Origin of the sequence: Enterobacter sp. 5-4 (assembly GCF_000612205.1) — a bacterium.
In the GTDB taxonomy this organism is placed as follows: Bacteria; Pseudomonadota; Gammaproteobacteria; order Enterobacterales; family Enterobacteriaceae; genus Enterobacter; species Enterobacter roggenkampii.
In genome coordinates this window covers 107,079-119,246 of the sequence record NZ_JFHW01000002.1, presented here as the reverse complement: position 1 = coordinate 119,246, position 12,168 = coordinate 107,079, and the positions used below count along the sequence as shown (strand labels likewise).

11 protein-coding genes are annotated in these 12,168 nt (G+C 58.1%); 8 read left to right on the top strand and 3 right to left on the bottom strand.

Annotation, left to right across the window (positions count from 1 at the left end):
- Positions 1 to 43: 43 nt before the first annotated feature.
- Together envZ and ompR are read right to left on the bottom strand one after the other, a co-directional pair.
- Positions 44 to 1,390 carry a two-component system sensor histidine kinase EnvZ gene (envZ, locus tag AA74_RS0100790; protein ID WP_008503047.1) on the bottom strand — a complete coding sequence of 449 codons (1,347 nt, stop codon included), beginning with the start codon at positions 1,388 to 1,390 and terminating at the stop codon, positions 44 to 46.
- Complete coding sequence (ompR, locus tag AA74_RS0100785) at positions 1,387 to 2,106, bottom strand: two-component system response regulator OmpR (protein ID WP_001157751.1); 720 nt, start codon at positions 2,104 to 2,106, stop codon at positions 1,387 to 1,389. Before ompR ends, envZ begins: the two co-directional genes overlap by 4 nt.
- Positions 2,107 to 2,334: 228 nt before the next feature.
- Between ompR and greB the strand changes: the two genes are divergently transcribed.
- From greB to feoC, 5 genes are all read left to right on the top strand, one after another.
- A complete protein-coding gene (greB, locus tag AA74_RS0100780; RefSeq protein WP_008503048.1) occupies positions 2,335 to 2,808 on the top strand; it encodes a transcription elongation factor GreB in 474 nt (157 codons plus the stop codon).
- 88 nt (positions 2,809 to 2,896) lie between these two features.
- Positions 2,897 to 5,227 carry a Tex family protein gene (locus tag AA74_RS0100775; RefSeq protein ID WP_025910299.1) on the top strand — a complete coding sequence of 777 codons (2,331 nt, stop codon included), beginning with the start codon at positions 2,897 to 2,899 and terminating at the stop codon, positions 5,225 to 5,227.
- Positions 5,228 to 5,546: 319 nt separating this feature from the next.
- Positions 5,547 to 5,774: a ferrous iron transporter A gene (gene feoA, locus AA74_RS0100770; protein ID WP_008503050.1), complete on the top strand. Its 228-nt coding sequence runs from the start codon at positions 5,547 to 5,549 to the stop codon at positions 5,772 to 5,774.
- Between the two features lie 30 nt (positions 5,775 to 5,804).
- Positions 5,805 to 8,123: a Fe(2+) transporter permease subunit FeoB gene (gene feoB / locus AA74_RS0100765; RefSeq protein ID WP_025910297.1), complete on the top strand. Its 2,319-nt coding sequence runs from the start codon at positions 5,805 to 5,807 to the stop codon at positions 8,121 to 8,123.
- Positions 8,124 to 8,135: 12 nt separating this feature from the next.
- Positions 8,136 to 8,375, top strand: coding sequence for a [Fe-S]-dependent transcriptional repressor FeoC (gene feoC / locus AA74_RS0100760; RefSeq protein ID WP_008503052.1), 240 nt, complete (start codon positions 8,136 to 8,138; stop codon positions 8,373 to 8,375).
- On the opposite strand, the gene bioH is transcribed toward feoC, so the two are convergent.
- A complete protein-coding gene (gene bioH / locus AA74_RS0100755; protein WP_008503053.1) occupies positions 8,347 to 9,129 on the bottom strand; it encodes a pimeloyl-ACP methyl ester esterase BioH in 783 nt (260 codons plus the stop codon). The two genes, feoC and bioH, sit on opposite strands and share 29 nt — an antisense overlap.
- Before the next feature lie 35 nt (positions 9,130 to 9,164).
- Between bioH and gntX the strand changes: the two genes are divergently transcribed.
- From gntX to gntT, 3 genes are all read left to right on the top strand, one after another.
- Positions 9,165 to 9,848 carry a DNA utilization protein GntX gene (gene gntX / locus AA74_RS01000000121895; RefSeq protein ID WP_032667195.1) on the top strand — a complete coding sequence of 228 codons (684 nt, stop codon included), beginning with the start codon at positions 9,165 to 9,167 and terminating at the stop codon, positions 9,846 to 9,848.
- Positions 9,849 to 9,909: 61 nt separating this feature from the next.
- Positions 9,910 to 10,485 carry a Fe-S biogenesis protein NfuA gene (gene nfuA / locus AA74_RS0100740; protein WP_008503055.1) on the top strand — a complete coding sequence of 192 codons (576 nt, stop codon included), beginning with the start codon at positions 9,910 to 9,912 and terminating at the stop codon, positions 10,483 to 10,485.
- Between the two features lie 316 nt (positions 10,486 to 10,801).
- A complete protein-coding gene (gntT, locus tag AA74_RS0100735) occupies positions 10,802 to 12,118 on the top strand; it encodes a gluconate transporter (protein ID WP_013099097.1) in 1,317 nt (438 codons plus the stop codon).
- Positions 12,119 to 12,168 lie beyond the last annotated feature (50 nt).

Below are 12,168 nucleotides of genomic sequence, written 5' to 3'. Positions count from 1 at the left end.
CTTACCCGACCTGCAAAAAAGGGTGGCTCGTGCCACCCTTTTTTCAACTCTCTTTCACCTGCCCCCGCGTGACCGGAACCGGCAACCAGGCGCGAATGCTCAATCCACCCCGCTCGCTGGTACCAATCTCCAGCAACCCGTTATGGTTATCCACAATACGCTGCACAATCGCCAGGCCTAAGCCCGTACCGCTGGTGCTGCGCGCGCTGTCGCCGCGCACAAACGGCTGAAACAGATGCTTACGCTGCTCGGGCTTGATGCCCGGACCGTCGTCTTCCACCTGGAACCAGGCGCGGTTGAGTTCAGACCCGCTGCTGACTTTGATCCAGCCGTTACCGTAGCGCGCCGCGTTGACCACCATGTTCGCCACCGCGCGCTTAATGGAGAGCGGGTGCATACGAACCTGAATTTCACCGGCCTGAAGGTCAGTATCAATTTCACGCTCGTAGCCGCTTTCTGCCGCCACCACTTCACCCAGCACCGCGTTCAGGTCCGCCATTTCCATCGGCATCTCCTGGCCGGTGCGCAGGTAGTCGATGAACTGCTCGATGATGGCGTTGCACTCTTCGATGTCCTTGTTGATGGACTCGGCAAGGTAACCGTCCTCTTCCCCCATCATCTCCGTCGCCAGACGAATACGCGTCAGGGGGGTGCGCAGGTCATGGCTCACCCCCGCCATCAGCAGCGTACGGTCATCCGCCAGCTGCTTCACGCCTGCCGCCATATGGTTAAACGCACGCGTCACCGAGCGGACTTCCGAGGCGCCATACTCGCGCAGCGGAGGAGGAATAATGCCTTTACCGACCTGCAGCGCAGCGTGCTCCAGGTCGACCAGCGGTCGGTTTTGTATTCGGATAAACAGCCAGGCTCCGCCTATCGCCAGCAGCATAATCGCCAGGGTATAGCGGAACAGCGGCGAGAAATCGCCCTGATGGATTTCGGTCAGCGGGACGCGCACCCAGATGTTGGGTGACAGCCAGGTTTTCAGCCAGACAACGGGCGAGCTTTTGTTGACCTCGACGCGCACTTCCGTCGGGCCACCCAGCTGCTGCGCCATCTGCTGGCTGAGGAATTCATAGTGCTGCGCCCAGCGCAGACCCGCGTCTTCCGCCGCTTCATTCGAATAGAGCGAGATGCCCAGTTCACGGTAGATTTCACGACGAAACGCCGGGGGAACAACCAGCTGCGTGCCGTCCTCCAGCTGCAGCTTATCGGTCATCAGCATACGCACTTCGTAGGCCAGGACCTTATTAAACTGCTGGAGGCTCGGCAGGATCGCAAAGTTCAGCACCACCAGGTAGGTCGTCACCAGGCTGACGAACAGCAGGGTGACGATCAGTAACAGGGTGCGGGCAAACGAGCTTCGCGGCGAGAAGCGCATTCGCCTCATGCTTTAGAGCCGTCCGGAACGAACACGTAGCCCAGACCCCATACGGTCTGAATATAACGAGGATGCGCCGGATCTTCTTCCACCATGCGGCGCAGACGGGAGATCTGCACGTCGATGGAGCGTTCCATTGCGGAGTATTCGCGACCGCGCGCCAGGTTCATCAGCTTGTCGCGGGAGAGCGGCTCACGCGGGTGGCTAACCAGCGCTTTCAGCACCGCGAACTCGCCGCTGGTGAGCGGCATTGGCTCGTCTTCACGGAACATTTCGCGCGTGCCGAGGTTCAGCTTGAACTTGCCGAAGGCAATAACGGCTTCTTCCTGCGACGGTGCGCCCGGCAGCTCGTTCGCCTGACGGCGCAGCACGGCGCGAATGCGCGCCAGCAGTTCACGCGGGTTAAACGGTTTTGGAATGTAGTCGTCGGCGCCGATTTCGAGGCCCACGATACGGTCAACTTCTTCGCCCTTCGCCGTTACCATAATGATCGGCATCGGGTTGCTCTGGCTGCGCAGACGGCGGCAGATAGAGAGCCCGTCTTCGCCTGGCAGCATCAGGTCGAGAACCATCAGATGGAAAGATTCACGGGTCAACAGACGATCCATTTGCTCAGCGTTCGCGACGCTGCGAACCTGGAAGCCCTGCTCGGTCAGATAACGCTCCAGCAGCGCACGCAGGCGCATGTCGTCATCCACGACCAGAATTTTATAGTTTTCTTGCATTGTGTGTACTCCCAAAGGTTCGGATAGTCTTTGTAACAGCGTATTCTAAAAAAGTGCACGTATTCGACCAGTTAATTCTGGTATAAATTCTAGTCGAAATTGTTACAAAGCATATTTAACAGCAGCTTATCTTTTCATTTCACCACATAAATTATTATTAATCCTGTCTGTTACACTGTGTGGTACGTATTGTGCGCAAAACAGAGAACCGGCAGCAAAGGCAGCACCATGAAAACGCCCCTGATCACCCGCGAAGGGTACGAGAAGCTCAAAAAAGAGATGGATTTCCTCTGGCGCGAAGAGCGTCCTGAGGTGACCAAAAAGGTGACCTGGGCCGCGAGCCTGGGCGATCGCAGCGAAAACGCTGACTACCAGTACAACAAGAAGCGGCTGCGCGAAATTGACCGCCGTGTACGCTATCTGACGAAGTGCCTTGAGAACCTGAAAATCGTCGATTACTCCCCGCAGCAGGAGGGCAAAGTCTTTTTCGGCGCGTGGGTGGAGATTGAAAACGACGACGGTGACACCCTGCGTTTTCGCATCGTCGGCTACGATGAAATTTTTGGTCGTAAGGATTACATCTCCATCGACTCCCCGATGGCCCGCGCGCTGCTGAAAAAGGAAGTGGGCGATCTGGCCGTCGTGCAAACCCCAGCCGGTGAAGCCAGCTGGTACGTTAATGAGATCGTCTACGTAAAATAGTCCGAGAGCGCCCTCCCCGGCTGGCATTTTGCCGTGTCAGCCCGTATAACTATCCCCTGATTTTTTCGACTCAACAGATGATAAAGCCATGATGAAAGATTCGCTCTGCCGCATTATTGCGGGTGAACTTCAGGCCAGAGCCGAACAGGTAGAAGCTGCCGTTCGCCTGCTTGATGAAGGGAACACCGTGCCGTTTATTGCACGCTATCGTAAGGAAGTCACCGGCGGTCTGGACGACACGCAGCTGCGTAACCTGGAGACCCGTCTGGGCTATCTGCGCGAGCTGGAAGAACGTCGTCAGGCGATCCTCAAATCTATCGGCGAACAGGGCAAGCTGACCAGCGAGCTGGAAAGCGCCATTAACGGCACCCTGAGCAAAACCGAACTCGAAGACCTCTATCTGCCGTACAAGCCGAAGCGCCGCACGCGCGGACAGATTGCAATTGAAGCGGGTCTTGAGCCGCTGGCCGACCTGTTGTGGAACGAGCCGTCCCACGATCCGGATACCGAAGCGGCGAAATTCATCGACGCCGACAAAGGCGTAGCGGACACCAAGGCCGCCCTCGACGGCGCACGCTACATTCTGATGGAGCGCTTCGCTGAAGATGCCGCCCTCCTCGCTAAAGTGCGTGATTATCTGTGGAAGAACGCCCACATCGTCTCTACCGTCGTCGCGGGTAAAGAGGAAGAAGGCGCGAAATTCCGCGACTACTTCGATCACCACGAACCGATTTCCACCACCCCTTCTCACCGCGCGCTGGCAATGTTCCGCGGCCGCAACGAAGGCGTGCTGCAGCTCTCCCTGAACGCCGACCCGCAGTTTGACGAGCCGCCGAAAGAGAGCCACTGCGAGCAGATCATCATCGACCATCTCGGCCTGCGCCTGAACAACGCCCCGGCTGACAGCTGGCGCAAAGGCGTGGTGAGCTGGACCTGGCGCATCAAGGTGCTGATGCACCTCGAAACCGAGCTGATGGGCACCGTGCGCGAACGCGCCGAAGATGAAGCCATCAACGTCTTCGCCCGCAACCTGCACGACCTGCTGATGGCCGCCCCTGCTGGCCTGCGCGCGACCATGGGTCTCGATCCGGGTCTGCGTACCGGTGTAAAAGTCGCTGTCGTTGACGGCACCGGCAAGCTGGTCGCCACAGACACCATCTATCCGCATACCGGCCAGGCAGCGAAAGCGGCCGTCGTGGTGGCGGCGCTGTGCGAAAAATACAACGTCGAACTTGTCGCCATCGGCAACGGTACGGCGTCCCGCGAAACCGAACGTTTCTATCTCGACGTGCAGAAGCAGTTCCCGAAAGTGACGGCGCAGAAAGTGATCGTCAGCGAGGCCGGGGCGTCCGTCTATTCCGCGTCCGAGCTGGCGGCACAGGAGTTCCCGGATCTGGACGTTTCCCTGCGCGGTGCGGTCTCGATCGCTCGCCGCCTGCAGGATCCGCTGGCGGAACTGGTGAAGATCGACCCGAAATCGATCGGCGTGGGCCAGTATCAGCATGACGTGAGCCAGACTCAGCTGGCGCGCAAGCTGGACGCGGTGGTGGAAGACTGTGTAAACGCCGTTGGCGTTGACCTGAACACCGCCTCCGTCCCTCTGCTGACCCGCGTAGCGGGCTTAACCCGCATGATGGCGCAAAACATCGTCGCCTGGCGCGATGAGAACGGCCAGTTCCAGAACCGTCAGCAGCTGCTGAAGGTAAGCCGTCTGGGGCCAAAAGCGTTTGAGCAGTGCGCGGGCTTCCTGCGCATCAACCACGGCGATAACCCGCTCGATGCCTCCACCGTTCACCCGGAAGCGTACCCGGTGGTGGAACGCATCCTGGCCGCCACCCAGCAGGCGCTGAAGGATCTCATGGGCGACAGCAGCGCCCTGCGCAACCTGAAAGCCGTTGATTTCACTGACGACAAATTTGGTGTGCCAACCGTTACCGACATTATTAAAGAGCTGGAAAAACCGGGCCGCGATCCGCGTCCTGAGTTCAAAACGGCGACCTTTGCTGACGGTATCGAGACCATGAACGACCTGCTGCCAGGGATGGTGCTGGAAGGTGCGGTGACCAACGTCACCAACTTTGGCGCGTTTGTGGATATCGGCGTGCATCAGGATGGCCTGGTCCATATCTCATCCCTTGCCGACAAGTTCGTTGAAGACCCGCACACCGTGGTCAAAGCGGGCGACATCGTGAAGGTGAAAGTGCTGGAAGTGGATCTGCAGCGCAAGCGTATCGCCCTGACCATGCGTCTGGACGAGCAGCCGGGTGACACCAACGCGCGCCGCGGCGGCAACGGTGGGGGCCGCGAGCAGCAGCGTCCGGCCGCGAAAGCGGCAAAACCGCGTGGACGTGACGCCCAGCCTGCAGGCAACAGCGCGATGATGGATGCGCTGGCGGCCGCGATGGGTAAAAAACGCTAAGGTTGTACATGCCCGGTGGCGCTACGCTTACCGGGCCTACGGTTTTGTAGGCCGGGCAAACGCAGTGCCGTCCGGCAAGCAGGCCGCAGGGAATTAAAATAAATAGCGTGTAGCCATATTTAAACCGCGAATTATCACCCCGTTAACAAATACCTCTCTTTTCGTTTTCCCGGCATTTCAGCAAATATTGAGCAAGGTCAAACAGGCCGTAAATTAATACCGTAAACAACATTCCGTCACAGTTTTAATATTGCTGATAAAAACTATTCTCATTATCATCACATAGTAGATAATTTAACCTTTCGTGGAATCAGGCGTTATGCAATTCACTCCAGACAGTGCATGGAAGATTACCGGTTTTACCCGCGAAATTAGCCCGGCCTATCGGCAAAAGCTGCTGTCGCTTGGCATGCTGCCCGGCTCGTCATTCCAGGTCGTACGCGTGGCACCGTTAGGCGATCCGGTTCATATCGAAACCCGACGCGTGAATCTGGTCCTGCGTAAAAAAGACCTCGCGTTAATAGAAGTCGAAGCCTTATCCCGATAACAAGCCAGCGGTTTCAGTGAGTCCAGAAAAATGAAAAAGTTAACTATTGGCTTAATTGGCAATCCTAATTCCGGCAAGACTACGCTTTTTAACCAGCTGACCGGGGCTCGCCAGCGCGTGGGCAACTGGGCGGGCGTAACGGTTGAGCGTAAAGAGGGGCAGTTCACGACGACAGACAACCAGATGACGCTGGTTGACCTTCCCGGCACCTACTCTTTAACCACCATTTCGTCGCAAACTTCGCTCGATGAGCAAATCGCCTGTCACTACATTCTTGGCGGCGACGCGGATCTGCTGATCAACGTGGTCGATGCCTCAAACCTCGAGCGTAACCTCTATCTGACGCTGCAGCTGCTGGAGCTGGGTATCCCCTGCATCGTGGCGCTCAACATGCTCGACATCGCAGAGAAACAAAAGCTACGCATCGACGTTGATGCCCTCTCCGCACGCCTCGGGTGCCCGGTCGTTCCGCTGGTCTCGACGCGCGCGCGCGGTATTGATGCGCTGAAGCTGGCCATTGACCGTCACGCGGGAAATCGCGACGTTGAGCTGGTGCACTACGCCCAGCCTCTCCTGCGCGAAGCCAACGTGCTGGCGCAGGAGATGGACAAAGCCATGCCTGCGAAACAGCGCCTGTGGCTTGGCCTGCAGATGCTGGAAGGGGATATCTACAGCCGCGCTTATGCCGGTCATGCGGCCGATAAGCTGGACGTGACGGTGGCCCGTCTTAGCGACGAGCTGGACGACCCGGCGCTGCACATCGCCGATGCCCGTTACCAGGCTATCGCCTCGATTTGCGACGTGGTCAGTAACGCGCTGACGGCGGAACCCAGCCGCTTTACGGCGGCGGTGGATAAGATTGTGCTCAACCGCTTCCTCGGTTTGCCCATCTTCCTGCTGGTGATGTACGTGATGTTCCTGCTCGCCATTAACATCGGTGGCGCGCTGCAGCCGATTTTTGACGCCGGTTCCGTCGCGGTCTTCGTGCACGGCATTCAGTGGGTGGGCTACACCCTGCACTTCCCGGAATGGCTCACCATCTTCCTCGCGCAGGGGATCGGCGGCGGTATCAATACCGTTCTGCCGCTGGTGCCGCAGATCGGCATGATGTACCTGTTCCTCTCGTTCCTGGAAGATTCCGGCTACATGGCGCGCGCGGCGTTCGTGATGGATCGTCTGATGCAGGCGCTGGGCCTGCCGGGCAAATCCTTCGTCCCGCTGATCGTCGGCTTCGGCTGTAACGTGCCGTCGGTGATGGGCGCGCGCACGCTGGATGCACCGCGCGAGCGTCTGATGACCATCATGATGGCGCCGTTTATGTCCTGCGGTGCCCGACTGGCGATCTTTGCGGTCTTTGCGGCAGCCTTCTTTGGCCAGCAGGGCGCGCTGGCGGTCTTCTCGCTGTACGTGCTGGGCATCGTGATGGCGATCCTGACCGGCTTAATGCTGAAACACACCATCATGCGCGGTGAAGCGTCGCCGTTCGTGATGGAGCTGCCGGTGTACCACGTCCCCCATCTGAAAAGCCTGGCGATCCAGACCTGGCAGCGTCTGAAAGGCTTCGTCCTGCGCGCCGGTAAGGTGATTGTCATCGTCAGCGTTTTCCTGAGCGCCCTGAACAGCTTTACCCTGAGTGGACAGGCAGCGGATAACATTAACGACTCTGCCCTCGCCTCCGTCAGCCGCGTCATCACGCCGGTCTTCAAACCGATTGGCGTGCATGAGGATAACTGGCAGGCAACCGTCGGGCTGTTTACCGGCGCGATGGCAAAAGAGGTGGTTGTCGGTACCCTGAACACGCTCTACACCGCCGAGAACATTCAGGAGCAGGAATTTAACCCGGCGGAGTTTCACCTCGGTGACGAACTGCTGGGTGCCGTAGAGGAAACCTGGCAGAGCCTGAAGGACACCTTCAGCCTGAGCGTGCTGGCGAACCCGATTGAGGCGAGCAAAGGCGACGGCGAGATGGCGACCGGTGCCATGGGCGTGATGGGCGAGAAGTTTGGCAGCGCGTCCGCGGCCTACAGCTACCTCATCTTCGTTCTGCTCTATATTCCATGCATCTCCGTGATGGGGGCGATTGCTCGCGAGTCCAGCCGCGGCTGGATGGGCTTCTCCATCCTGTGGGGATTAAACATCGCGTATTCGCTGGCGACGCTGTTTTATCAAACCGTCAATTTCAGCCAGCACCCGCGCTACAGCCTGGTCTGCATTCTCGCGGTTGTGCTGTTTAACGTGATCGTTCTCGGCCTGCTGCGGCGGGCACGCAGCCGCGTCGACATCGACCTGCTGGCAAACCGTAAAACCGCGGCGACCTGCTGCAACAGCCCGGCAGGCGACTGTCACTAAGGAGCACACCCCATGGCATCGTTGATTCAGGTTCGTGACCTGCTGGCACTGCAGGGGCGAATGGAGGCGAAACAGCTGAGCCTCAGCCTGCATACGCCGCAGCCGATGATCGACGCCATGCTGGAAAGACTGGAAGCCATGGGGAAAGCGGTGCGCATTCAGGAAGAGCCGGACGGTTGTCTGTCCGGCAGCTGTAAACATTGCCCGGAAGGAAAAGCCTGCCTCAGGGAGTGGTGGGCACTGCGCGAATAAAGGCGGACAGCGCCGAACAAAACTCGCCAGGATGTGAGATAAATGGCGCGTGTGCCGCTTTAGCGACCACCATTGATTGGCTTTCCGGCCACAGGTTATCCAGCAGTGGAACCACCTTACGCGGCACCAGCCCGTCCAGATAGCCATACATACGCAGGTGCGGAAGCGCCAGCGACGCCAGCGGTTCACGCAGATCGATCGTCTTGAGTATCTCAAGCCCCCCGTTAAGCACCTCAACGTCAGGCATCGGCAGCGACAGCACGGTCTGCTTCAGCGTGCGCGCGTCCTGACGCGCGGTTTCGGTACCCATCGTCTGCAGCGCGAGAAAACGCTCCACCGTCCGCTGGAAATCGTCGCTTAGCTGCTGCTGGAACCCTGCCAGCACTTCAGGCTTGATCCCCGGCCACGCGTCCTGCGCGCTAAAACAGGGTGACGAGGCAACGGTAACCAGCGCGCTCACGCGCCCGGGGTTATCCAGCGCAATCTTGCTTGCCACCAGCCCGCCCAGGCTCCAGCCCAGCCAGACAGCGTTTTGCGGCGCGGCGTCCAGAACCTGCTGCGCCATCTCATCAAGCGACATCGCGCCAAAGCCGCGGCTGCGGCCATAACCCGGCAAATCCACCAGATGCAGCGTAAATTGCGAGGCAAGTTCCTCGCTTACGCAACGCCACACTTCAGCATTCAGTCCCCATCCGTGCAGCAGCACAAGATGGCAATTTCCCGTTCCGACGGTCTGCCACCACAGCGTCTTCATCAGTTACTGTTCTCTTTTTCACATGGAGGTTGCACATGCTAACAGTACCTGGGTTGTGCTGGCTATGCCGAATGCCGCTGGCACTCAGCAGGTGGGGCATCTGCTCCGTCTGTACGCGATCGCTGCAATGGCGTATCGGGATCTGTCCACAATGTGGTTTACCGGCCACAAATCCCTCTTTGCCCTGTGGCCGGTGCCTGAAAAAATCCCCGCCGTGGAGCGCGCTGGTGGCGGTGGATAATTATGTTCCGCCGCTGAGCAGGCTGATTCACGCGCTGAAGTTTTCCGGCCAGAGTGCGCTGGCACAGCCCCTTGCGCGACTGCTACTGCTGGCGGTTTTGCAGGCGCGGCGCCACCGCGCATTGCCGAAAATCGACAGGGTGGTAAATGTCCCCCTCTACCGACGCCGCCACTGGCGACGCGGTTACAATCAGAGCGACCTGATCTGCCGTCCCCTCGCCCGGTGGCTTGGCTGTCAGTATGATGCCCGCGCGCTGACGCGTGTTCATGCCACCGCCATCCAGCATCAGCTCAGCGCCCGGCTTCGCAAAAGAAACCTCAAAAATGCCTTTCGCCTTGAATTGCCGGTCGACGGTCTCCATATCGCGATTGTGGATGATGTCGTCACCACAGGCAGTACCGTTGCTGAACTTTCCCGACTGCTTTTGCAAAGCGGCGCCGCGTCGGTTCAGGTATGGTGTCTGTGCCGTACCTTGTAGCCCTTCTTCAATGGGCGTATGATTATACCCAGGTAATTTAGTCAACTATTAGGCCAAAGCTATGATCCGTATTTCCGATTCTGCACAAGCGCACTTTGCCAAACTGCTGGCAAATCAGGAAGAAGGGACGCAGATCCGTGTGTTTGTGATCAATCCAGGCACGCCGAATGCAGAATGTGGTGTTTCTTATTGTCCTCCGGACGCCGTGGAAGCCACCGACACTGCCCTTAAATTTGAACAGCTCACCGCCTATGTTGATGAGCTGAGCGCACCGTATCTTGAAGATGCGGAGATCGACTTCGTCACCGATCAGCTGGGTTCTCAGCTGACCCTGAAAGCACCGAACGCGAAAATGCGTAAAGTGTCTGACGATGCCCCGCTGATGGAGCGCGTTGAGTATCTGCTGCAATCCCAGATTAACCCGCAGCTGGCTGGCCATGGCGGTCGTGTTTCCCTGATGGAAATCACCGACGAAGGTTTTGCCATTCTGCAGTTTGGCGGCGGCTGTAACGGCTGTTCAATGGTCGATGTCACCCTGAAAGAAGGGATCGAGAAGCAGCTGCTGAACGAGTTCCCGGAACTGAAAGGCGTGCGTGACCTGACCGAACACCAGCGCGGCGAGCACTCTTACTACTAATTCAGCGCCGATCTGTATTGCCCGGTGGCGCTGCGCTTACCGGGCCTACAAAACCCTGCTCCTCCTCTTCACTCCCCTCTATATGTTGACCTGCGTCTCATAATTCACATTTTGCCTTCCAGGGTGATTCTCAATCACGCCATGTTACCCGTATCATTCCCATGGGCACTAAGCACACTCATAACAGCCGACTAAACTTAATCGTTTAAAAGGCATCAGTATTAGTGCCGTTACTTCTCTGTTCCCAGTTGGGACAACCGGAATTTGTCGTTGAAACAATGACGTTACCCATAACAATTCAAAGGCCAGGTAAATCATGCCATTAGTCATCGTTGCTATCGGTGTTGTGTTATTACTGCTCTTGATGATCCGCTTCAAAATGAACGGATTTATCGCTCTGGTTCTGGTGGCACTTGCAGTCGGTCTGATGCAGGGGATGCCGCTGGTAAAAGTTATCAGCTCGATTAAAGCCGGTGTCGGCGGCACGCTCGGCAGCCTGGCGTTGATCATGGGCTTCGGCGCCATGCTCGGTAAAATGCTGGCGGACTGCGGTGGCGCGCAGCGTATTGCCACCACGCTTATCGACAAATTTGGTAAGAAGAACATTCAGTGGGCAGTGGTGTTAACCGGCTTTACCGTTGGTTTCGCGCTGTTCTATGAAGTAGGCTTCGTGCTGATGCTGCCGCTGGTGTTCACCATTGCGGCTGCCGCGAGCATCCCGCTGCTGTATGTCGGTGTGCCAATGGCCGCGGCGCTGTCCGTGACCCACGGCTTCCTGCCGCCGCACCCGGGCCCAACCGCTATCGCGACCATCTTCCACGCCGACATGGGTAAAACCCTGCTGTTCGGTACGATTCTGGCGATCCCAACGGTGATTCTGGCAGGCCCGGTTTATGCCCGCTTCCTGAAAGGCATTGATAAGCCGATTCCGGAAGGTCTGTACAGCGCCAAAACCTTCACCGAAGAAGAGATGCCTGGCTTTGGCGTCAGCGTCTGGACCTCTCTGGTACCGGTGATCCTGATGGCGATGCGCGCCGTGGCAGAGATGGTTCTGCCAAAAGGTCATGCGTTCCTGTCCGTTGCAGAATTCCTGGGTGACCCGGTGATGGCAACGCTGATTGCCGTGCTGATCGCGATGTTCACTTTCGGTCTGAACCGCGGCCGCTCCATGGATCAGATCAACGACACGCTGACCTCTTCCATCAAAATCATTGCCATGATGCTGCTGATCATCGGCGGTGGCGGTGCGTTCAAACAGGTTCTGGTCGACAGCGGCGTGGACAAATACATCGCTGCCATGATGCATGAAACCAACGTGTCGCCGCTTCTGATGGCCTGGTCTATTGCCGCGGTTCTGCGTATTGCGCTGGGTTCTGCGACCGTTGCAGCGATCACCGCAGGCGGCATCGTTGCGCCGCTGATTGCCACCACGGGCGTGAGCCCTGAGCTGATGGTTATCGCCGTCGGTTCCGGTAGCGTGATTTTCTCTCACGTAAACGATCCGGGCTTCTGGCTGTTCAAGGAGTACTTCAACCTGACGATCGGTGAAACCATCAAGTCCTGGTCCGCGCTGGAAACCATTATTTCGGTGTGCGGTCTGGTCGGGGTGCTGCTGCTGAATATGGTGGTCTGATGCCCTAAGTCGGGTGGCGGCTACGCCTTACCCGACCTACATGAGCACCA

What these genes read in the sequence shown, in the direction of transcription:
- envZ (WP_008503047.1), bottom strand. Translation starts at nt 1,390, where the DNA reads ATGAGGCGAATGCGCTTCTCGCCGCGAAGCTCGTTTGCCCGCACCCTG.
- ompR (WP_001157751.1), bottom strand. Translation starts at nt 2,106, where the DNA reads ATGCAAGAAAACTATAAAATTCTGGTCGTGGATGACGACATGCGCCTG.
- greB (WP_008503048.1), top strand. Translation starts at nt 2,335, where the DNA reads ATGAAAACGCCCCTGATCACCCGCGAAGGGTACGAGAAGCTCAAAAAA.
- AA74_RS0100775 (WP_025910299.1), top strand. Translation starts at nt 2,897, where the DNA reads ATGATGAAAGATTCGCTCTGCCGCATTATTGCGGGTGAACTTCAGGCC.
- feoA (WP_008503050.1), top strand. Translation starts at nt 5,547, where the DNA reads ATGCAATTCACTCCAGACAGTGCATGGAAGATTACCGGTTTTACCCGC.
- feoB (WP_025910297.1), top strand. Translation starts at nt 5,805, where the DNA reads ATGAAAAAGTTAACTATTGGCTTAATTGGCAATCCTAATTCCGGCAAG.
- feoC (WP_008503052.1), top strand. Translation starts at nt 8,136, where the DNA reads ATGGCATCGTTGATTCAGGTTCGTGACCTGCTGGCACTGCAGGGGCGA.
- bioH (WP_008503053.1), bottom strand. Translation starts at nt 9,129, where the DNA reads ATGAAGACGCTGTGGTGGCAGACCGTCGGAACGGGAAATTGCCATCTT.
- gntX (WP_032667195.1), top strand. Translation starts at nt 9,165, where the DNA reads ATGCTAACAGTACCTGGGTTGTGCTGGCTATGCCGAATGCCGCTGGCA.
- nfuA (WP_008503055.1), top strand. Translation starts at nt 9,910, where the DNA reads ATGATCCGTATTTCCGATTCTGCACAAGCGCACTTTGCCAAACTGCTG.
- gntT (WP_013099097.1), top strand. Translation starts at nt 10,802, where the DNA reads ATGCCATTAGTCATCGTTGCTATCGGTGTTGTGTTATTACTGCTCTTG.